The organism is Streptomyces sp. NRRL F-5755 (assembly GCF_001279365.1).
GTDB classification, from domain to species: Bacteria; Actinomycetota; Actinomycetes; order Streptomycetales; family Streptomycetaceae; genus Streptomyces; species Streptomyces rimosus.
Genome location: NZ_LGCW01000003.1, coordinates 87960 through 110263 on the forward strand (window position 1 = coordinate 87960; position 22304 = coordinate 110263).

Genomic DNA, 22304 nt, shown 5'->3' on the forward strand with positions numbered 1-22304 from the left:
AGGTCCGGCCGGCTGACCCGTTCACCTCCATTACGCGTGAAAAATTGCCCAGTTGGACGTCCCCTTTCGCCGCGTCGCGCTGGATAACATGACCGGGATGTGGTGCTGAGCGATCGCTGAGCGGAGCGGGGGCCGCGCGCATGGGAAAGGCCGAATTGGCTGACATCTGGCCGCTGACTGCCCTGCAGACGGGCATGTTCTTCCATGCCGGTTATGACCCGGGGGCCACCGACATCTACCGCAGTCAGACGGCCCTGGGTTTCGAAGGGCCGCTCGACCTGGGACTGCTGCGTTCCGCGTTACAGCGGCTGATGCTGCGGCACGCACCGCTTCGCGCGGGATTTCGTACGCTGGATTCCGGGGAAACCGTCCAGTTCGTGCTGCGCGAGGCCGAGGTTCCCTGGACGGAAATCGACCTCGGTACGGCGGACGATTCCGTTCTGCGGGAGGTGACGGAGCGGGAATGGCGGCGCCGGTTCGATCTCGCCGAATCGCCGCTGCTGCGGGTCACGGCGATACGGCTCGCCGGTGGCCGTCACCGCGTTCTGCTGGCCCTGCACCACATTCTCTGTGACGGCTGGTCCATCGCGATTCTTCTCGACGAATGGATGACGTTGTACGGGCATGGCGGGGACCCCGCGTGCCTGCCGCCGGTGACGCCCTACGCCACGTATATGTCCTGGCTTGCCGCCCGGGACCGGGACGCCGCCCTCGAAGCCTGGCGGCAGGCGCTCGCGGGCGTCCGGCCCACCCTGGTCGCGGCGGGCAAGGGGACCCGTGCGCCGACGGACCCGGCCGAGGTCCCGGTCGGTCTCACCGCGCCACTGGCCGCCCGGCTGGAACGGCAGGCGCGCCGCCTCGGCGTGACGGTGAGCACCCTGGTCCGCGGCGCGTGGGGCATCCTGCTCGGCAGGCTGACCGGCCGGGACGACGTGGTGTTCGGCACGACCACCGCGGGCCGCCCGCCGGAGGTACCGGGCATCGAGAACATGGTCGGGATGTTCATCAACACGCTCCCGGTGCGGGCGCGTTGGGGTGAGCGGGAGCCGCTGGCGGACTTCCTGCGCCGGATGTCCGCCGAGCAGGCCGCGCTGCTGCCGTACGAGCACCTCGGCCTGTGGGAGCTGCACCACCTCACCGGCACCCGGGAACTCTTCGACACGCTGGTGGTCTACCAGAACCTCCCGCAGGAGATGCCGTCCGGCGACCTCGGCCACGGGGTGCGGCTCGGCGAGGTCACCGGACGGTCCGCGGCCCACTACCCCCTCGTCCTGAACGCGCTGCCCGGCGACTTCCGGCTCACCTACCGGCCGGACCTCTTGACCCGGGACGCGGCCGAGGCGGTGGCGGCCCGCCTGCTGCGGGTGCTGGAACAGCTCGCGGGCGACGCCTCGGTGCGGCCCGCGCAGATCGACGCGCTGCTGGACGGTGAGCGCGAGCGGCTGACGACGGGGGTCAACGTCGGCCCGCCCGGCGGGACGGGGGAGACGGTGACCGGCGCCTTCGCGCGGGTGGTGGAGCGGTGCCGGGACCGGGCGGCCGTCGTCGGCGGGGGCGCGCGGTTCACGTACGGCGAGCTGGACCGGCGGGCGGATGCCGTCGCCGGATTCTTGCGGGCCCACGGGGTGGGGGAGGGGGACCGGGTGACGGTGCGGCTGCCCCGGTCCCCGGATCTGGTGGCCGTGCTGCTCGGTGTCGTCAAGGCCGGGGCGGCGTACGTGCCCGTGGACCCGGGCGGCCCGCCGGGGCGTACCGGCCTGATGACCGGCAACGCGGCGGCGGCCTTCGAGGTGACCGGGGCCGACCTGGCGGACGCCCTCGCCGGTACGGGCGGCACGGGGCCCGTGCCGGCACGGGTGACGGCGGACTCGGCGTTCTCCGTGCTCCACACCTCCGGGTCCACCGGGGAGCCCAAGGGCGTGACGGCGACCCACGGCGGCGTCGCGTCGCTGGCGGCGGACCCCTGCTGGGGCGGCTGCGCCACCGGCCGGATGCTCTTCCACGCCCCGCACACCTTCGACGCTTCCCTCCTGGAGATCTGGGTGCCGCTGCTGAACGGCGGCTGCGTCGTCGTGGCCCCCGCGGGGGTCGCCGACTGCGACCTGCTGACGCGCCTGGTCGCCGAAGCGGACCTGACGACGGTCCACCTGACGGCCGGTCTGTTCCGGGTGCTGGCCCAGGAGACCCCGGAGTGCCTGGCCGGTCTGCGGCACGTCCTGACCGGCGGGGACGTGGTGCCCGCCGACGCCGTGGCCCGCGTCGCCCGCCTTTGCCCGGACGTGGAGATCCGCCACCTGTACGGCCCCACCGAGACCACCCTGTGCGCGACCGTCCACCGGCTCCGGCCGGGCGGCCCCGTGCCGGAGCCCCTGCCGCTGGGCGGCCCGCGCTCCGGCGTCCGCCTGTACGTCCTGGACGGCGGGCTGCGGCCCGCACCGGCCGGCGTCCCGGGCGAGCTGTACGTGGCCGGGTCCGGCGTCGCGCGCGGCTATCTGCACCGGCCCGCGCTCACCGCCGAACGGTTCGTCGCCTGCCCCTACGGCGGGCGCATGTACCGCACCGGCGACCTCGTGCGCTGGAACGCCGACGGGCACCTGGAATTCCTCGGCCGCACCGACGACCAGATCAAGATCCGCGGCTACCGTGTCGAGCCGGACGAGACGGCCGCCGTCCTGGCCCGCTGCCCGGAGGCCGCCCAGGCGACGGTCGCCGTACGGGAGGACACCCCCGGGCACAAGCGGCTGGTCGCCTACGTCGTCCCCGCGCACCCCGGCGTCCCGGTCGCCGGCGCCGTCCGGCGGTTCGCGGCCGCACACCTGCCGGAGTATCTGCGGCCCGCCGCGACCGTCGTCCTGGAACGGCTCCCGCTGACCCCGAACGGCAAGGTCGACCGGGCCGCCCTGCCCGCGCCGGACCCGGCTCCCGCAGCCGCCGACGGCCGGGCGGGCACACCGCAGGAGGACATCCTGTGCTCCTTGTTCGCCCAGGTGCTGAAGACGCCCCGGGTCCGCCCGGACGACAGCTTCGTCACGCTGGGCGGCGACTCCCTGCTGGCCACCCGGCTCGCGAGCCGCATCCGTACCGTACTGGGCGTCGAAGTCTCCAACCGCATGCTGTTCGAGCATCCGACGCCGGCCCGGCTCGCCCGGCGCCTGGACCGACTCGGCGCGGCGCGCCCGACGGTGACCCGCGCCGTGCGTCCCACCCCGCTGCCCATGTCCCCCGCCCAGCAGCGGATGTGGTTCCTCGACCGGCTGGAGGGCCCGGACAGCGTCAACAACATCACGCTGTGCCTGCGGCTGCGCGGCCCACTGGACCTGGCCGCGCTGGAGGCCGCCTGGCGCGACACGGCCGTACGGCACGAGACGCTGCGCACGGTCTACGGGGAGGCGGACGGCGCCCCGTACCAGGAGGTCCTGGCGGAGGCCGACGTACGCCTGCCGACTGTGGATGTGCCCGAGGAGCGGTTGCAGGACGCGCTTGCCGCCGAAGCGGGCCGGGGCTTCGACCTCACGGCTGCCCCGCCGTGGCGCGTCACCCTGTTCGCGACCGGGCCCGGCGACCACGTACTGCTCGTGGTGCTGCACCACATCTGTGCCGACGGCTGGTCGCTCGGCATCCTCGCCCGGGACCTGTCGGCCGCATACACGGCACGCGTCGAAGGACACGCGCCGGACCGGCCGCCGCTGCCCGTGCAGTACGCGGACTTCACGCTGTGGCAGCGCGAGCTGCTGGCGGACGAGGAGGACCCGGCGAGCCTGTTCGGCAGCCAGCTCGCCTACTGGACCGGGGCTCTCACGGACCTGCCGCACGAACTGGACCTGCCCGCCGACCGGCCGCGCCCGGTCACCGCGAGCCATCGCGGCCGGACCCTGGCCGTCCGTACACCGGCCCGCACCCACCGGCGCCTGCTGGAGGTCGCCCGGGAGTGCGGCGCGACACTGTCGATGGTGACGCAGGCGGCGTCGGCGGTGCTCTTCTCCCGGCTGGGCGCGGGCGATGACATCCCGTTCGGCGCGCCGGTCGCGGGCCGGGTCGACGAGGCCCTGGACGACCTGGTGGGCTGCTTCCTGAACACGCTGGTGCTGCGCACGGACGTGCGCGGCAACCCCACGTTCGCCGAGCTGACCCGCCGGGTACGCGAAGCCGACCTGGCCGCCTACAGCCATCAGGATCTGCCGTTCGACCGCCTGGTGGAGGTGCTGAACCCGGACCGGTCGCTGTCCCGGCAGTCGCTGTTCCAGCTCGGCTTCGCCTTCCAGAACACCCCGGACACCGCGCTCTCCTTCGCCGGGCTGACCGCGGCCCCCGAGCCCTGCGCGATCTCCTCGACCCGCTTCGACCTCTCGCTCCTGCTGCACGAGGAGCACGACGCGGACGGCGCTCCGGCGGGCCTGGCCTGCCACCTGGAGTACGCCACCGACCTGTTCGACGCGGACACCGTACGGACCGTGGCGGACCGCCTGGTCCGCGTGCTGGAGCAGGTCGCGGACGAGCCGTACGGACGGATCGGCGACCTCGACATACTGGACGAGGCCGAGCGCCACCGGCTGGTCACGGGCTGGAACGACACCGAACGCCCGCTGCCGGACGGCACATTCATGGACCTCTTCCGGGCACAGGCGGCCCGCACCCCGGACGCGGTGGCGCTGCGCTGCGGCTCCGACGCCGTTCCGTACGCCGAACTGGACGCGCGGACCGACCGGTTGGCGCGGTACCTGGCCGGTAAGGGAGTCGGCTCCGAGACGCGGGTCGGGCTGTGCCTGCCGCGCGGGGTGGACATGATCGCGGCGATGCTGGCCGTGTGGAAGGCGGGCGGCGCGTATGTGCCGCTGGACCCGGACTATCCCGCGGACCGGCTCGCGTACATGGTGGCCGACAGCGGCGCGGCCCTCGTCCTGGCCACGGCCGGTACATCGGCCGGTATCCCGCCCGGACCGGCGGTCGTGGAGCTGGACGCGGTGGCGGAGGTCATCGACGGCGAGTCCGCGGCGCCGCTTCAACAGGGCGTGGAGCTCGACCAGTTGGCGTACGTGATCTATACGTCCGGTTCGACGGGACGGCCCAAAGGCGTGGCCGTCCCACACCGTGGCGTGGTCAATCTCGCCATGGCGCTGCGGCCGGTGCTCGGCGCGAGCGAGGGCGTGGTGGGGCTGCAGTTCGCGTCGTTCAGCTTCGACGCGGCGGTGATGGACGTGGCCGTCACGCTGGCCGCCGGCGGCACCCTGGTCATCGCCACCGGCCCGGAGCGCACCGACCCCGAGGCGCTGGCCCGCCTGGTCGGCTCGTACGGCGTCGGCACGGTGTGCATGGTGCCGTCCCTGCTCGCCATGCTCGACCCGGCGGCCCTGCCCGGGATACGGAACCTGGTCGTGGGCGCCGAGCGGCTGCCCGCGGACCTGGCGAGCCGGTGGGCGGGGCGTACCCGGATGTGGAACACCTACGGCCCCACCGAGGCCACCGTGATCAGCACCGCCACCCGGGTCGACCCGGACACCGGCCCAGGGGACCGGCCGCCGCCGATCGGCCGCCCGGTCGGCAACGTCCGCGCGTACGTGCTCGACGCCGCCCTGCGCCCGGTCCCGGCCGGGGTGACCGGCGAGCTGTACACCACCGGTCCCGGGCTGGCCCGCGGCTACGCCAACCGGCCCGCCGCGACCGCGGAGCGCTTCGTGGCCTGCCTGTACGGCGGACGCATGTACCGCACCGGCGACCTGGTGCGGTGGGGCGCCGACGGCGGGCTGGAGTTCCTGGGCCGGGCCGACGACCAGGTCAAGATCCGCGGGTTCCGGGTCGAGCCGGGCGAGATCGAGGCGGTGCTCACCGCGCACCCGGCCGTCGCCCGGGCCGTGGTGACCGCCCGCGCGGACCGCACCGGCGACCGGCAGCTGATCGGCTACGTCGTCCCGGCGGAGCACGCCGACGCGGACCCGCGACTGCTGCGCGACCATGTGGCCCGGTTCCTGCCGGGGCACCTCGTCCCGGCGGCGATCGTGCCCCTCGAAGCCCTCCCGCTGACCCCGAACGGCAAGACCGACCGGGCCGCGCTGCCCGCCCCGGACCGCGTACGCCCACAGGCCGACCGCGGCCCCCGCACCGCCACCGAACACGCCGTCCACCGGATCTGGTGCCAGGTGCTCGGCCGCCCGGAGTTCGGCATGCGGGAGAAGTTCTTCGACGCGGGCGGCACCTCGCTGAAGCTGATGGCCGTACGCAGCGAACTCGCCCGGCTCAGCGGCCAGAACTTGCCGGTCGCGCTGTTCTTCGAGCACTCGACCATCGAGGCGATGGCCGAGACCGTCGACCGCCGCGGGACGGCCCCGGCGGACGACGGCCACAGTCACGAGCTGTAGCGCGGACCGGACCGCCCGGAGAATCGGAGTAGACACATGAGGACGGGTGACGTCGCGATCATCGGGGCTGCCGGGATCTTTCCCGACGCGGCGGACCTGGAGACGTTCCACGACAATCTGCGCGCGGGCCGCGACAGCGTCGGCAGGCCGGGACGCGCCCGGCTGCACCCCGGCGACGACCCCGGCGAACGCTATCTCGCCATGGGATACCTGGACCGGATCGACCTGTTCGACCACGAGCTGTTCGGCATCCCGCGGCGCGAGGCCGAACTGATGGACCCGCACCAGCGATTACTGCTCCAGCTCACCCACCAGGCCATCGAATCCGCCGGGTACGCCCCGGCCGCGCTGCGCGGCTCGGCCGCCTCGGTCCTGCTCGCCGCCGTGGAAACCGGCCCCGACTGGGTCGCGGAGACCGACCGGGACGTGGTCCAGCTGCTCGGCACGTCCACGGCCGCGCTCGCGGCCCGCCTCAGCTACCTCTTCGACCTCCAGGGACCCGCCCTGGTGGTGGACACCGCGTGCAGCAGCGGGCTGACCGCGGTGCACCTCGCGGTCCGGCAACTGCGTAACGAAGAGGCGCCGCTGGCCATCGTCGGCGGCATCAACCTGCTGCCCCCGCCGGTCAGGAAGGCCGACTGGACACCGCTGCCGGGCCTGGAGTCGAGCGACGAACGGTGCCGGCCGTTCGACGCCGACGCCAACGGCATGACAGCGGGGGAGGGCGGCGGCATCGTCGTACTGAAACTGCTGTCCGAAGCGCTCACCGACGGCGACAACGTACTGGCCGTCCTCAAGGGCGTCGCCGTCAACCACAACGGCTACCGCGCCGCCACCATGGCCGCGCCGAGCCAGACGGCCCAGGCCGCCGTGCTGGCCGAGGCGTGGCGGGACGGCGAGGTCGGGGCGGAGACCATCGGCTACGTCGAATGCCACGGCTCCGGCACCCCGCTCGGCGACGTGGTCGAGGTGGACGCGCTGCGGCGGGCGTTCACCGCCGCGGGCGTGACCGCCCGGCAGTGCGCGATCGGCTCGGTCAAGGCCAACATCGGGCACCTCGGCAACGTGGCGGGCATCGCCGGGCTGTTCAAGGTCATGGCGGCGCTGCGGTACGGCGTCCACTACCCGGCCGTCAACTTCACCGCCCCCAACCCGCTGATCGACTTCACCGGTCCGGTGTACGTGAACGACACGTCCCGCCTCTGGCCGGACGCACCGACCGTACGCCGCGCCGGGCTGAGCAGCTGGGGCATGACCGGCACCAACGTGCACGCCGTACTGGAACAGGCACCCGCCACCGCCCCACACGAGGCCACCGTGCCGGGGGCCGAACTGGTCACCGTCTCGGCCCGCTCGGCCGCCGCACTGGACCGCTACCGCACCCGGCTGGCCGACTTCGCCGAGCACACCGGCCAGCCCCTGCGGGCCGTCGCGCACGCGCTCAACCGGGGCCGCGACGACCATCCGTACCGGCTGGCGGTGACCGCCACGGCGACCGGCGAACTGGCCGTACGGCTGCGCGCGGCCACCGCCCCCGAGGCACCCGCGCCCGACGCGCCGCGGCCAGCCTTGCTGTTCTCCGGGGACGCACTCCTGGACGACGCGGCCTGGGCCCGGCTGTGCGCGGACTTCCCCGTACCGGCCGGCTGCGTGGAACTCGACGCCGCGACCACCGACCCGGCGGGCCGCACCGTCGTCCGGCAGTACGCCCTCCACCACGTGGCCGAGTCGCTGGGGCTCACGGACCTCGGCCTGATCGGCTCCGGGGCGGGCAACCTGGCCGTCCGCGCCGTACGGGGCAGGCTCACGCTCGCCGAAGCCGTCGCCGAGGCCGCCGGGCAGCGGCTGGACCCGGCACCCGACCGGGCGCGGCTGGAGCCGGTGGCGGCGGGGCTGGCCCGCGACGGAGCCCTGCTCGTGGCGCTCGCCGGCGGGGGCGTCCTCGCGCGCGAGATCGGCGCCCTCGCCCCGGACCTGACCGTCGTGGACCTCGCCGCCGACGGCTCCCGCGCCGAGGTCCTGGCCTCCCTCGGCCGCCTCTACGCCCTCGGCGCCGCCCTCGACTGGGAGCGCCACTACCGGGGCACCGGCATCCGGCGCATCGAGGCACCGACGTACCCCTTCGAGGCGACCCGCTGCCCGTTCGGCCGCCCCCGCACCGAGCCGCCCGCCGCCTCCCGTCCGGCCGGGACCGCCGCCGCGCCGTCCGGCCTCGCGGAGACCGAACGGCGCGTCGCCGCGGTCTGGGCGGACCTGCTCGACCGGCCCGACGCCGGTCCCGACTCCGACTACTTCATGCTCGGCGGCACCTCCCTCGTCGGCGTCGGCCTGCTGCGCCGCCTCCAGCAGGACTTCGGCGTACCGGTGACCTTCGGCGATCTGTACGCCCACACCACGGTCCGCGCCCTCGCCCGGTGGCTGCACGAACTGAGCGCAGCAGCGGGGGAAGCCGGGGCGGCCATGAGCCCGGACGACCGGCCGATCCCCCGGATCGGACGCGACGGCCCGCTGCCGCTGTCCTTCGGGCAGGAACCCCTGTGGTACCTCGACCAGGTCAACCCGGGCAGCCCGCTCTACAACGTCCCCGCGCCCCTGCACCTGACCGGCCCTCTGGACACCGGCGCCCTCCAGGACGCGCTGACCGACATGGCCGCCCGGCACGAGGTGCTGCGTAGCGCCTTCCTGACCGACGCGGACAGCGCGCCGTACGTGGCGTTCACCGCGCCCGAACCGCTCCTCGCCGTCCTGGACGTGAGCCGGATGCCCGAGGAACAGCGCGGCCCGCGCGTCCGCACCCTCATCCGGGACGCGGTCGCGCAGCCCTTCGACCTCACCCGCGACACCCTGCTGCGGGTGCTGCTCATCAAGCGGGCCGAGGCGGACCACGTCCTCGTCCTGACCTTCCACCACACCGTCTTCGACGGCGGCTCCACCGCGCTGTTCACCCGCGACCTCGCCGAATTCTACCGGGCCCGCAGCACCGGCACCCCGGCCCGCCTGCCCGAACTGCCCGTCCAGTACCAGGACTACGCCGCCTGGCAGCGCTCCCTGCCGGGCGGACCGCGCTGGCGGCGCAGCCTGGACTTCTGGCGCGCGGAGCTGGCCGGCCTCGACCGCCCCGAACTGCCGCTGGACCGCCCGCGCCCGGACGTCCAGTCGTACGACGGCGAAGTGCTCCCCTTCCTCGTCGACGCCGAAAGTGCCGAGCGGGTACGGGAGTACAGCCGCCGGCACGGGGTCACGACCTTCGTCACCATGCTCGCCGTGCTCGACGCACTGGTGCACCGGTGGTCCGGGCACCGCGACATCGTCATCGGCGTCGCCACCTCCGGGCGCGTCCACCCCGACATCCAGGACGTCCTGGGCTACTTCAACAACCTCCCGCCGTTCCGTACCGACACCACCGCGGACCTGACGTTCGACGAGCTGGTCCGGCGGTGCGCGGGCACCGTCGCGGGCGTCCTGGACCACGAGGAGATCCCGGTCAGCCAGATCGTCTCGGCGGCAGGCGCCCGGCGCGACCTGGCCCGGCACCCGCTGTACGACGTGACGTACACCTACCAGAACGTGCCGCAGTACGAAGGCGGCCTGGCCGGGGTGGAGATCACCCGGTACGCGGACACCGACGTCGGCGGGGTGGTGCCGGGCACCGCGAAGTTCGACCTGTCCTTCGGCATCGTGGACGCCGGGGCCGGGCCGATGATCGGCGAACTCGACTACGCGACGGCCCTCTTCGACCGGGCCACCGCCGACCGCCTCGTACGGTGGTTCCCCGAGCTGGTCGCGGCGGCGATGGCGGAGCCGGGGCGGACGCTGGGGGGGCTGGGCCCGGAAGGGGCGCAGGGGGAGGCGCGGGCGGAGGCGCCGGCAGAGGCGGGCCCGGCGCTGCACCCCGTACCGGTAGGCCCCCGCTCCGCCGAGCCGTCGGGTGAGCCGCCGGAATCGCCGCCCGACGCCGAGCGGGTCCTGCGGAAGCTGTTCGCCGAGCTGGTGGGCGTGGCCACGGTCCGGCCCGACGACGACTTCTTCACCATCGGCGGGGACTCGGTGATGTCCATCCAGCTGGTGGCCCGTGCCCGCCGCGCCGGAGTGATGGTCTCGCAGCGCGATGTCTTCGAACACCGGACGGCCGCGGCGATCGCGGCGGTGGCCACGGCCGCGGCCGCACCGCCGCGCACCGAGGCGGACGCGGGGACGGATCAGCGCGTCCCGCTCACGCCGGTGATGCGGGAATTCGCCGAACGGGCGGGGATGCCGGGGTTGTTCGCGCAGACGGTGACCGTGGCCGTCCCCGCCGGAACGGACCCCGCCGTACTGGCCGCCGCTTTCCGGGCGGTACGGGACCACCACGCGATGCTCCGGGCCCGCCTGGCGGGGGAGGAGGGCGCCGACCCGGCCACCTGGGCGCTGACGGTGCCGGGAGCCGACGCGGACGGCGGGGCTTCCCACGTCCGCCGGGTGGACGCGGCAGAACTCGATCCGCTGGAGCTGGCCGGTCTCCTCGAACGGGAGAGCCGGGCCGCGGCCGGGCGGCTCGATCCCCGCGCCGGGGTCACCGCGCAGCTCGTCCTGCTGGACCGGGGGACGGCCGAGGAGAGCCGTCTGCTGCTCGCCCTCCACCACCTCGTGGTCGACGTGCTGTCCTGGAAGGCCGTACTGTCCGACCTGGAAGCGGCGTACGAAGCGCTGGCCGCGGGCGAGCCCGTGAGCCTCCCGCCCGTACCGACCTCCTTCGGGCAGTGGGCGCGGACCCTGGCGTCACTCGCGGCAACCCCGCAATGGCAGGCCGAACTCCCTGTGTGGGAGCGCACGTTGGCCCCCGGCGAGCCGCTGCCCGGTGGACGGCCTCTGGACCCCGGGCGCGACACTCCCGCGCATGCCGGACACGTTTCCGTATCGCTGCCGGCGCCGGTGACCACCGCGCTGCTGACGACCGTCCCGGCGGCGTTCTACTCCGGGACCGGTGACCTCCTGCTCGCCACGCTGGCCGCCGCGGTGGCCGGATGGCGCGCGGCGCGCGGGGACGGCACCGGGCCGGTGCTGGTCGACGTGGAGGGCCACGGCCGCGAACCGCTCACCGAGGACATGGACCTGTCCCGCACGGTGGGCTGGTTCACCTGCGTCTACCCCGTACGGCTGGACCCCGGCACGGCCGACCTGCCCGAGGTACGGGCCGGCGGCCCCGCCGCGGGACACCTCATCAAACGGATCAAGGAACAACTCGGCGTCGTCCCCGGAAATGGCCTGGGCCACGGAGCCCTGCGCTACCTGGCCCCCGGAACCGGCAGCGCACTGGCCGGGCTGCCCGCCCCGTCGATCGGCTTCAACTACCTGGGCGGACTCCTCGGCGAGGAAACCACCCCGAACGGCGGCTGGCGACTGCTCGAACTGGGCGGCGAGATCGCGGAGCACACCCCCCTCGGCCACGCGCTGGAGACATCCGGCACGGTCATCGACGGCCCGGACGGACCCGAACTGCACCTGACCGTCACAAGCTCCCGCCACCTGCTCGACGAGCACGCGGCCCGCGACCTGTGCCAGGACTGGGCCGCCCTGCTGACCGGGCTGGTGGTGTACGCCGACCGGCCCGGTGCGGGCGGGCATGTGCCGTCCGACTTTCCGCTGGTCGCGTTGAGTCAGCGGCAGATCGAGCAGTTGGAGGCGGGGGTCGGGGAATGAGCGTTGGGTTGCGGATCATGGCCACTCATCTGCCGGGGCGTACCGCTCTGGCGGATCTGCCGGAGCTGGCCGAACTGGGTGCCGCGGAACGGGCGGCGTGTCTGGCTCTCGGTATCGAGCGGGTGGCTGTCGGGCCGGGCCTGTCCGCCGTGGATCTGGCGGCCCGTGCCGGGCGGCAGGTGCTTGCCGCGGCGGGGCTCGGGCCGGAACGGCTGGATGGTCTGGTCCTGGTCGAGTCCCGGGCGCCGGAGACGTTCTCCACCTCCGAGGCGACCCGGCTGCAAAGGCTCCTCGGCGCCGACCGGGCGTGGGCGTTCTCGGTGGGCGGCCTGGGCTGCGCCTCGGTGGTGCCCGCCCTGCTCGCCGCGGCCGGACGGCTCGCCACCGATCCGTCCGCGGCGCACATCCTGGTCGCCCACGGCAGCAAACCGGTCACCGCGCGCCGCTACCGGCACCCGGTGACCGTCAACGGCGACAGCGGCCAGGCCGTCCTGGTCTCCCGGGACGGTCCGCTGCGCGTCCGCGACATCCTGCTGGAGACCAGCGGGACGTACTGGGATCTGTTCCATGTCGACTACCGGGGCCGGGCACCGGAGCAGTGGCGCGAGGAGTGCACCGACATCCCCACGTACGCGTTCCGGCTCGCGGTGGAGTCCAGGAAGCGGATCGCGGCGCTGACCCGCCGGCTGCTGGAGCGCAACGGCCTGGACCGGGACGCGGTCTCCTGTTACGTGGGGCAGAACCTGTCCACCGCCGCGCACCGGATCGTCGCCGAGTCGCTGGACGTCAAACTCTCCGGCGCATGCGCCGACAACCTGCGCGACAACGGCCACCTCGGCCCCAACGACGCCCTGTTCAACCTCGCCGCCGCCGTGGACCGCGGGGAGCTGCCCGAAGGCGGACTGGCCGTCGTCCTCAACATGAGCCCGGCGGCGGCGTGGAGCGCGATGCTCGTCGAACACGGGACGGGGGAGGGCGGGGCGGTCTGTCTCTGAGCCGGCCCGCCGGCCGGGCCGGGAAGGCAGTCCTAGACGAGTAGTTCTGATTACGGGGTTCACGGACGAAGGGAGGGTGTCCAGCATCGGGTTGTGACGACCGAGTTGGACACCCTCTTGACCGCACTGTATGTGCACGTCGATGACCATTTAAAGAGCCCGCGGTGGCGGGGCCGGCCGCCCCGGCTGACCGATGCGGAACTGGTCACCCTCGCCGTGGCCCAGGCGGTGCTGGGCTTTCACTGCGAGGCCCGCTGGCTGCGCTTTGCCCACGCCCACCTGCACGACCTGTTTCCCTACCTGCCCCAACGGCCCGCCTACAACAAGCGCCTGCGGGCCGCGCTGGGCCTGGTCAAACGGGCCATCCGGTCCCTGGCCGCCGACACCGACCTGTGGCAGGACCCGGTGTGGATCGTGGACTCCACCCCCGGCGAATGCGCCCGCTCGCGCGAGAGCGTCAAACGCTCGGACCTGGCGGGCTGGGCGAACTATGGCTACAGCCGCTCGCACTCCCGCTTCTACTGGGGCGTGAAACTGCATCTGGTGTGCACCCCGGCCGGCCTGCCGGTGACCTGGGCCCTGGCCGACCCCAAGATCGACGAACGGCAGGTGCTGGCCGCCCTGGTCGACAGCGAGCCCCAGCTCGCCGCCGCCCGGCCCGGCCTGCTGATCCTGGCGGACAAGGGCTACGTCTCGCATGAGCTCGACCGCTTCCTGGCGGCCCGCAACATCCGGCTGCTGCGGCCCTCCTACCGCAACCGCGTTCCGCGGCCGGAAGAAGCCCTGCTCAAAACGGTGCGGCAGCTGATCGAGCCGGTCAACGACACCCTCAAAGGCCAGCTCGGCCTCGAACAGCACGGCGGCCGCACCATCGAAGGCGTCGGCGTCCGGGTGGCCCAGCGCATCCTCGCCCTGGCCTGCGCCATCTGGCACAACCGCACCATCGGCGCAGCCACCACCAGGTCACTCATCGCCTACGACCACTGAGCCACATCGGAACTACTCGTCTAGTCCGTCGGCCGTCGCCGCGGGCGTCCCCGCAGTGCCGTGCCGCGCCGGTGCAGCTCCTCCAGGGCGTCGAGCATGATGGTGCGCTGGTGCCAGTCGAGCCATCGGCCGGCCTCTACGCCCAGTCCGTCCAGGGCGGTGGCCTGCGCGCGCGTGAGTTCCTGGCGCCGGCCCGGGAGGTGGAGGGAGTACACGCCGACGGTACGGCCCGCGGCCGAGAGCATCGGCATGCTGTGCACGGTGCGGGAGCCGACCGCGAGGATCATCTCGCGGGCCGGTTCGCTCAGCGTCTGATCGGTGGTGACGTCGGAGATGACGCGGACCCGGCGCCGGGCGGCGAGGGAGCAGGGCGTGCCCCCCTCGACCACGGCGAAGTAGTCCAGGAACTCCTCGCTGAGGCCGCGGTGCTGCTCCATCCGCAGCCCGGTCGCCGGCTCCAGCGTCTGGAGGTCGGCCATGGTGGTGTCGGTGACCGTCAGCGCCTGGTGCAGCACCTGCTTCAGGACGGTGCTGCGGTTGACCTTGTCCGGCCGGTGGCCGGGCAGGAACCGCAGCGCCGGCGGCGTCCGGCCGGACCGGCCGGGGAACCACAGCCCCCGGTCGTCGTCGGGGCGGGGCACGGACACCACGGCGGACGCCAGGGCCCGCAGCTTCAGATTGTGCTGTTGTGAACAGCGCTTCATCAGCTCGAACGCGCTCTCCGCGTCCGGCAGCCGGTAGCGCTCCTGGAGCATGCCCTGCGCCTGGGAGACCAGCGGATGTGCGACGAGCTTGCCCCGCAGGTCGCGTACCTCGCGGCGGAGCCGGTCCAACTCCTCCTGCCGGCCGTCCGGCGGGCTGTCGTCCCGGCTGCCGTCCGGGCCGCCGTTCGCGCTCGGCGCCACGGCGGCAGCGTCCGGCACATACGCTGAGGACGGCGAGTCCTCCGGGTCCTGCATGGCTTCTTCTCCCGGGTAGGGTCCGATACCGGGGCGCCGGGAGCAGACAGTGGGCGACGGGCCACCGGCAACCCGGAAGGCGCCTCGACTTGCGAACCTAACCCATTCGGCGGTGGTGTCCCGCACGGCACGGGGATTCCGGAGCCGTTGTGGTACGAGCCACTCGGCCTCCCGGCGGCGGGCCGGACCGTGCCCCCGCCGGGCGGACCGGGCCGCTCAGGGCCTCGGGTCGGTGTGGCGCAGCCGGTGCGGAAACGCCTCCACGAGTGAGCCCCAGCCGCCGAGGGGGAGGAACACCGTCACCCATGATCCGTCGGCGAAGCCGATCTCGTGCGTGCCGTGCCGTATGTCCTTGCGGTCCCGCAGCCAGGTGATGTCCTGGCGGGCGACGGCGTAGGCGGGCTCGGCGGCGTCCGCCACCTTCTTGCCGTCCGGGGCGAGCCGGACGCGCATCACGTGCAGGCCGCCCCCGGTGAGCAGCATCACCGACAGGTACTTCTCCTCCGTACGCGGGCGCAGCGCCGCCGCCAGCCGCCCGGCGGCGCTCTCCCAGCCGCCGTGCCACTGCGCGCTGCGGTCCTCGCCCCGCCGGTCCCAGGCGTCCATCGCCGCGTTGAAGGGATTGATCCGGTCCAGCGCCAGATCGACCCGCTCCGCGCCGTTCAGCAGCCGGTCGGTGGCCCTGGGCCGGAGCCCGAACGCGTCCACCCGGTACGGCTTCGGCGGCTGCGGCACCCGTTCTCCCGGCTCGACGGTGTGCCCGTCCACCACCGCCTCGCCGGGCGGCAGCAGCGCCGCCGCCCGCGCCTTGGCCTCGCGCAGCAGCGCATGCCGGTCGGGCGGCTTGACCCATGCCTTGAGGCCGGACCAGAACGCCTCGACGATCGTCATCCGAAAGCCTCCCGCACGGATTTCCCGGCCTGGTCGGGATTCTGCCCCATGCGCTCGTCGAAGCTCTGCGACGGCGGGCGCCTGCCGTACTCGTACGCCTCTTCCGCGAGCCCGGGGCCGTTCTCCGTGGCGGAGCCCGTCACGGCGCCGCCGATGTCGACGCCGAGCACGCCCTTGGCGATCTTCTTGCCCTGCTTCCACGCCATGTACTGGGCGATGTCGGACATCTCGGGCCGTTCGCCGCGCAAGAGGTTCCCGGCGATCCGCTTCCGCGCGCCCTTCCACTCCTTGATCTTCGCCCGGTCCAGCCCGCGCAGATAGCGGCGCAGCCGGGAAAGCTTGGCCAGGGCCCGGGTCTGCCGGGCGATGTCGGCGAGCTTGTCGGCCAGTTTCGCCGCGATACGGGTCGCCTTGGCCGCCCGGTACGCCACGTTCGCCGCACCCGCGAGCGGGCCGATCGCCGCCGCCGCGCCCGCCGTGAGCACCGACAGGATCGCCGTGGTCGCGGCGGTGACCATCAGCGCCTCGACGATCTCCACCAGCAGGTCCGTCATCGCCTGCTCGGCGATGACGCAGGCCGCCGCCGCCATCTCCAGCAGCTCGGCGACGGTGTCCATGTCGTCGGCCTCGCCGAGCAGCGCCTGCTCGAAGTCGGTCATGGTTGTGCCGAAGCCCTGCGCGGCCTCGCTCTCCCACACCCGCTCCACGGACTTGCGCTCGGCGACCAGGTCGGCCACGACGTCCCGCAGGTCGCGGGCCGCGTCGCGCCACTCCTGGGCGGTCTTCTCCAGCAGCTCGCTGTCGCCGGTGACCCAGTCGAACCAGTCGTCGGCGCCACACTGCTTGAGGATGCCCTTGATGACCTCGTCGAGGGTGGCGGCGAGCGGATTGCTCCAGTCCAGGACGTAGTTGACGCGGTCGAGCGCGCTGCCCGCCGCCTGCCCGACGCCCATCAGGCGCCGCCCCCGAAGCCGCGCGCCGTCTCGTCCTCGTTGGCGTCGTAGTTCTCCGCGGACCCGCGCACCGCCTCGGCGATGGTGCGCAGCATCTCCGCGCTGTCCTCCAGGTCGGTACCGGACTGGTCCTTCTGCTCGATGTAGTCGGCGCGCAGGCTGTTGGCCTCCGGGAGCTGCCCGAAGGTGCCGTCCGACAGATCGAGGGCGGCCGTACGACTGCGGATCTTCGCGATCCGGTCGGCCGCGCTCTCGGCGGCGCGCGCGTAGGCGCGCAGCGCGTCGCTCTCGACGTTGGTGCCCTGACTCATGAGACCCCCGTTGCCATTTCTTTGCCAACGCATGACACACGAGCCGGCGGCGTACGTCAATCCGGGCCCTGGTCAGCGGGGGTGTTGGCCCCTTTTTCGACGGATGTGGGAGGGGCCACGGTGCAGCGGAGCGGCGTCAGTCGACCGGTTCCGAGGACGCCATCAGCCGCGCCAGTTCGGTCCGTGAGCGGACGCCCAGCTTGCGGTAGACCCGGGTGAGGTGGGCCTCGACCGTCTTGCGGGAGACGAACAGGGAGACGGCCGCCTCGGTGTTGTTCAGGCCGCGCGCCACCGCGCGCGCCACCTGGAACTCCTGCGGCGTCAGCTGCCGCAGGACACCGTCGCGCGCGGCCGGGGCCGCCAACGGGGCGCCGGTGGCGGCCAGTTCACCGGCGGCCCGGCGGGCCCACGGCACGGCGCCCAGGCTCTCGAAGCGCGCCAGCGCCGAGGTGAGCGGGGCGCGGGCGGCTGCGGGGTGGCGGTAGCGGCGCAGCAGTTCCGCTTCGCACAGCAGCGTACGGGCCTGCTCGAACGGGTCCCGGGCGCGCTGGTGCGCCGTGAGCGCGGCGGCGAACGCGGCCCGCGCCGCCTCGTACGACTCGGCCAGCAGGCCACGGCAGCGCGCGGCGGCGGCCTCCGGCGCGGCCAGCCCGGTGGCCCGCGCGCGCTCCTCCAGCCAGTCCGTGACCTCCGTGGCACGCGCGGCGTCGCCCGCCCGTAACTGCGCCTCCGCGAGGTCGGCGGCGCACGGCACCACCGCTGGATTGCCCACCCCCTGCGCGGTGACCAGCGCGAAACTCTGCTCCAATTGGTCGGCGGCGGCGCAGTGGTCGCCGTGCGCGAGGGCCGCCAGGCCCAGCGCGGCGGTCAGGTGCGCCTCCAGGCAGCCGATGCCGTACCCGCCGATCTCCCGCCGCGCGCGGCTCACCTGCTCCTCGCACCGCACCCGGTCGCCGCGCAGCGCGTCCAGCCGTGCCAGGCAGGCCAGGCTGTAGCCGACGCAGGCGTTCTGGCCCAGCTCCTCCGCCCAGCGCAGCGCCTCGGTGGCGTCGCCGTACCCGGCGGTCCAGTGGCCGACGCGGGCCTCCAGCTCGCTGCGTACGGCCAGGGTGAACGGCAGCACACCGGGCGCGCTGTGCCGGCGGGCCGACTCCACGGCCGAGTTGAACAGCCGGCGGCTGCGGTCCCGGTCCTCGATCCAGTTCCACGCCTGCCCGGCCAGCGCGTACAACTGCTGATTGCGTACCGGATCACCCGTGCAGTGGCCGTCGGCCGCGCCCAGCATCTCCCTGCCCCGGCCGGTCTGTCCGGCCAGGGCCAGCGCCGAGCCCAGCAGGGCCATGCTCAGCCAGCGGTCCGGGCCCGACTCCGAGGCCAGCTGGAACGACTCCTTGGCCGTACGCACCGCCGAGACCACCCGGCCGTCCATGCTGGCGGGCACCACCGCCTCGGCGAGCAGCACACATGCCCGTACGGGATCGGTACGGCGGATGTTCCGCGCGGCCTCGACGAGGAGTTCGTAGGCGCGCGCGGGCTCGCCGTTCCAGGTGTGGATACGGCCCAGCAGCAATTCGATGTCGGCGCGCACGGCGGGCTCCGCGGTCGTGCGCAGGGCTTCCTCGCACCACTGCGAGCTGGACGCCGAGCCGCCCAGGAAGGCGTCGGACGCGGCGCGGTGCAGCAGGTCCGCGCGGGCCGCCCGGTCACCGGTGAGTTCCGCGGCGCGCCGCCAGGCGAGCGCGGACTCCTCGAACGCGCTGCGCCGGCGGGCCTCCTCCGCCGCCTCGGACAGCGCGGCGGCGGCCCGCTCGTCCGGGCCGGTGGCGGCGGAGGCCCGGTACCAGGCGTGCAGCGGGCCGCGGGTGACGTCCGCGAGGGCGCCGAACGCGGCGAGCCGGTACGCCAGCGGCGCCCGCCCCAGGACCAGCGGGCGCAGCACGGGATGGCGGAAGTCCAGCCCGTCACCGGTCGCCGTCACGAGCCCGTCCTCCTCGGCCGGGCACAGCGCCTCCAGCGACAGGCCGAGCACCGCCAGGGCCTCGCACAGCCCGGACAGCTCCGTCGACCGGTGCGCGGCGAGCACGGTCAGCGCCTGCCGGGTGGCTTCCGGCAGCGCGCGGATACGGGCCGACCAGGCCCGCTCCAGGTGCCGGCCGAGCGAGGGCGGATTGTGCATCGGCTGCTCGCCGCGCAGTTGTTCGGGGCTCAGGGAGTGGGCGGCCTCCAGGAGGGCGAGGGGGTTGCCACCGCTGATCTTCACCAGGTCCGTCTCCACCGCGGGCGCGGCCACGATCCCGTGCTGCCGCAGCAACTGCCCGCACTCGCTCCGCGACAGCCCGGTGACCTCGACGGACGGCAGGCTGTGCGGCACCCCCGGCTCGCCCTGGTCCTCGCGCGAGGTGAACGCGAGGGCGACCCGCTCACCCGCCACCCGCCGCGCGACGAACAGCAGCACCCGCTGCGAGGACGGGTCGACCCACTGGAGGTCGTCGACGAGCACCGCCACCGGCCGCTTCTCGCCGAGCGCGGCCAGCACGTTCAGCGCGCCCATGCAGGCCGCGTACGGATTGGCCAGCGGCTCGCCCGACAGGGCCAGGCACGATTCCAGTGCCGCGCGCTGCACCCCGGGGAGTTCCCTGAATTCCGTACCAAACGGGAGCAACAGGTCGGCGAGGGCGGCGAACGGCAGGACCGTCTCCGACTCGATGCCGCGCGCCCACAGTGCCGCGTCCCCGGCCTGCCCGGCCGCGTACTCCAGCAGCGCCGTCTTGCCCACCCCGGGCTCGCCCCACAGCAGCAGCGCGGCGCCCCCGTCCGCCCCCGCCGCCAGCAGGTCGTCGATCAGACGGCGCTCGCGCTCACGGCCCACGAGGCCGGGGCCCGCCGGGCGGGCGGGCCGGGACCGGCCGGAAGTCCGTTGCCTGCCGTCCATGTCGCCCCCCGGGCGCTCGCAGGTGCCGTGTGTCGGCCCGTGCTCGGTCGCCGGGACCATCATGCTCCCGCGGGCAGCACCCCTGAAGAGCTTGCGCATATGTGGGGAGGTCCCCGAAGCGCGGGCACGGCGCATGGGGTTGAGTGGCAGCACGCGCGGACGGAGAGCGCGGACGGCGAACTCGGGGGGCACGTCATGACAGGCTCCGCAGAACCCGGTCACCGACTGGATTCGGTCGAGATCAAGGTCACGTTCTCCGACGCGCGGGCGGAGGTGGCCGCCAAGGCTCTGGCACCGGACGACGGGGGCGTCTGGTGCCAGGTCTTCTTCTGCGAGGGCCCCCGCCGCCGGCCGGGCGAACTCCCGTTGCTGGAAGCCGGGTTGATCCTGCGCCTGCGGGCCCGCCAGGACAAGGAGGGCGACTCCACGGTCAAGCTCCGGCCCTGCCGCCGGGCCCGGGTGCCCCGCCACTGGCTGGACTTCCACCGGCGCGGCGACGACGAACTCCGCCTGGAATCGGACTGGTCGGGCGAGCGGCAGGTGCTCTCGGCCTCGCTGACACCGCCACGACATCGACGCGGTGACCGACGGGCAGCGGCCGCTGCACACCGCCTTCTCCCACGCCCAGGAAGACTTCCTGGCCGACTGCGCCGACCTGCCCGTCGACTTCCGGGAGCTGACCGTGTACGGGCCGGTGCGCGCCGAACGCTGGCGCGGCGTCCGCCACCGGCGCCACGAACTGACCGTGGAACGCTGGTCGCTGACGCCGCACGGCGGGCCGCCGCTCGACTGGCTGGAGGTCTCCGAGCGGGTGGAGCCGGAGGGCGCCGAGGTGGTACGGGCGTCGCTGCTGGCCCTGCTGCGCCACCTGGACCTGCAACCGGACCTCGCCCAGCAGACCAAGACCCGGCGCGTCCTGGAGGCGCTGACGAGAGACGTGTGACCGCACGTGGAGGTAGCGGTATGGGGGGACTGCCGTTTCGCCTGGACGTCTTCGAGGTCCGGGACGAGTGGGTGATCATGTGTACGTCGCCGCTCGGCCGGGCCAGCGCCAAGGTGCGCCCGCCCTACGGGCCCGACGAGCTGCGGCTGATGCTCGCCGAGGTCCGGATGGCCCTGATCAGATCGGCCAGCCCGGTCATCACCCGCCGCGCCTCGCTGGTCGAGAAGAGTGTCCGGGACTTCGGCGAACGCCTCTCCGACACCGTGCTGACCGGCGACATCCGGCTGCTCTTCGACCGCTGCCGGGAGCACGCCCGGCAGCAGGACGAACCGCTGCGCGTCGTGCTGGGCCTGGACGGGCCGCAGGTCTCCGGCATCCCCTGGGAGTTCGCGATCGACCCGTACGCGCGCGACAGCTACCTCGGCCTGCGGGTGCCGGTCGTCCGCTCCCCGCAGCTGATGGGCGCCCCCGCGCCGGTGTGCGTGACGCCGCCGCTGCGCGTCCTCGGCGTGATCTCCCGGCCCACCGATCTGCCCGCGCTCCAGAGCGAGCGCGAACGCGACGAGATCACCCAGGCGCTCCAGCGGGTGAGCACCGATGTGGCCGTGGACTGGCTGCGCGGCGACAGCTGGCAGGAACTGGCCGAGGCGGTCCGCGACCGCGCCCCGCACGTCCTGCACTTCGTCGGCCACGGCGGCTTCGACCCCGAGACCGAGTCCGGGTACCTGGAACTGTCCGCCGAGGACGGCACCGCGATGCACGTCTCCGGCACGGACCTGGGCCGCCTGATCCACGACAGCCCCCAGCTGCGGCTGGTCGTGCTGAACGCCTGCGAGTCGGCGACCAGCGGCGCCGAGGGCGTCTTCAGCAGCACCGCCGCGAAGATCATGCGGGAGGGGGTGCCGGCCGTGGTCGCGATGCAGTACGAGATCACCGACCCGGCCGCGCTCGCCTTCGCGTCGTCCTTCTACACCGGCATGGCCCGCGGGCGCCCGGTCGACCGGGCGATGACGCTGGCGCGCGAGAGCGTGAAGATGACGCTGCCCGGCAGTCTGGAGTGGGCGACGCCGGTGCTGTTCCTGCGGTCCGACGAGACACAGCTGTTCGTCGTGCCGGAGCGCGCGGAGCAGGCGGAGCCGTCCGGCGCGGGGGAGCGGGCCGCAGCGCCGTCGGCCGCATCCGGCGGCGATGTGGGGAGCCTGGCGTCCGAACGGACCGTGCCCCAGCGGGCGCCCGGTTCCGGCCCGCCGCCGGGCGGCGGCGCCGCGCCCGGACCGGCCGCGCAGCCCCCGCCCGCATAC

General features: G+C 73.9%; 11 protein-coding genes. 6 read left to right on the plus strand and 5 right to left on the minus strand.

Annotated features, from left to right (window positions below):
• The first annotated feature begins 155 nt into the window (after positions 1-155).
• The 4 genes from ADK86_RS01230 (at position 156) to ADK86_RS01245 (ending at position 14014) form a co-directional block, all read left to right on the plus strand.
• Positions 156-6353 (plus strand): non-ribosomal peptide synthetase, encoded by a 6198-nt coding sequence (locus ADK86_RS01230; protein WP_078951680.1) that lies wholly within the window; start codon positions 156-158, stop codon positions 6351-6353.
• A 36-nt stretch (positions 6354-6389) separates the two neighbouring features.
• Complete coding sequence (locus tag ADK86_RS01235; protein WP_053694840.1) at positions 6390-12032, plus strand: condensation domain-containing protein; 5643 nt, start codon at positions 6390-6392, stop codon at positions 12030-12032.
• Between the two features lie 17 nt (positions 12033-12049).
• Positions 12050-13027 carry a 3-oxoacyl-ACP synthase gene (locus ADK86_RS01240; protein WP_053694848.1) on the plus strand — a complete coding sequence of 326 codons (978 nt, stop codon included), beginning with the start codon at positions 12050-12052 and terminating at the stop codon, positions 13025-13027.
• Positions 13028-13120: 93 nt separating this feature from the next.
• On the plus strand, positions 13121-14014 hold the full coding sequence (locus tag ADK86_RS01245; protein ID WP_053694841.1) for an IS982 family transposase: 894 nt from the start codon (positions 13121-13123) through the stop codon (positions 14012-14014).
• A gap of 20 nt (positions 14015-14034) precedes the next feature.
• Here the strand turns inward: ADK86_RS01245 and ADK86_RS01250 are convergent, their stop codons facing one another.
• From ADK86_RS01250 to ADK86_RS01270, 5 genes are all read right to left on the minus strand, one after another.
• A complete protein-coding gene (locus tag ADK86_RS01250) occupies positions 14035-14973 on the minus strand; it encodes an ANTAR domain-containing protein (protein ID WP_078951676.1) in 939 nt (312 codons plus the stop codon).
• 216 nt (positions 14974-15189) lie between these two features.
• Positions 15190-15864, minus strand: a complete 675-nt coding sequence (locus ADK86_RS01255) for a hypothetical protein (RefSeq protein WP_053694842.1) — start codon at positions 15862-15864, stop codon at positions 15190-15192.
• Positions 15861-16817 (minus strand): WXG100 family type VII secretion target, encoded by a 957-nt coding sequence (locus ADK86_RS01260; RefSeq protein ID WP_053694843.1) that lies wholly within the window; start codon positions 16815-16817, stop codon positions 15861-15863. Before ADK86_RS01260 ends, ADK86_RS01255 begins: the two co-directional genes overlap by 4 nt.
• Positions 16817-17128 carry a type VII secretion target gene (locus ADK86_RS01265; RefSeq protein WP_030595240.1) on the minus strand — a complete coding sequence of 104 codons (312 nt, stop codon included), beginning with the start codon at positions 17126-17128 and terminating at the stop codon, positions 16817-16819. The genes ADK86_RS01260 and ADK86_RS01265 overlap by 1 nt, the downstream gene beginning before the upstream one ends.
• 136 nt (positions 17129-17264) lie before the next feature.
• Positions 17265-20060 carry a helix-turn-helix transcriptional regulator gene (locus tag ADK86_RS01270; protein ID WP_053694850.1) on the minus strand — a complete coding sequence of 932 codons (2796 nt, stop codon included), beginning with the start codon at positions 20058-20060 and terminating at the stop codon, positions 17265-17267.
• Between the two features lie 580 nt (positions 20061-20640).
• Here ADK86_RS01270 and ADK86_RS44100 point away from each other — a divergent pair.
• Positions 20641-21003 (plus strand): hypothetical protein, encoded by a 363-nt coding sequence (locus tag ADK86_RS44100; protein ID WP_107088387.1) that lies wholly within the window; start codon positions 20641-20643, stop codon positions 21001-21003.
• A gap of 20 nt (positions 21004-21023) precedes the next feature.
• On the plus strand, positions 21024-22304 hold a 1281-nt coding region (locus tag ADK86_RS01280; RefSeq protein ID WP_159393748.1), incomplete at its 3' end, for a CHAT domain-containing protein.

What these genes read in the sequence shown, in the direction of transcription:
- ADK86_RS01235 (WP_053694840.1), top strand. Translation starts at nt 6,390, where the DNA reads ATGAGGACGGGTGACGTCGCGATCATCGGGGCTGCCGGGATCTTTCCC.
- ADK86_RS01240 (WP_053694848.1), top strand. Translation starts at nt 12,050, where the DNA reads ATGGCCACTCATCTGCCGGGGCGTACCGCTCTGGCGGATCTGCCGGAG.
- ADK86_RS01250 (WP_078951676.1), bottom strand. Translation starts at nt 14,973, where the DNA reads ATGCAGGACCCGGAGGACTCGCCGTCCTCAGCGTATGTGCCGGACGCT.
- ADK86_RS01255 (WP_053694842.1), bottom strand. Translation starts at nt 15,864, where the DNA reads ATGACGATCGTCGAGGCGTTCTGGTCCGGCCTCAAGGCATGGGTCAAG.
- ADK86_RS01260 (WP_053694843.1), bottom strand. Translation starts at nt 16,817, where the DNA reads ATGGGCGTCGGGCAGGCGGCGGGCAGCGCGCTCGACCGCGTCAACTAC.
- ADK86_RS01265 (WP_030595240.1), bottom strand. Translation starts at nt 17,128, where the DNA reads ATGAGTCAGGGCACCAACGTCGAGAGCGACGCGCTGCGCGCCTACGCG.
- ADK86_RS01270 (WP_053694850.1), bottom strand. Translation starts at nt 20,060, where the DNA reads ATGGACGGCAGGCAACGGACTTCCGGCCGGTCCCGGCCCGCCCGCCCG.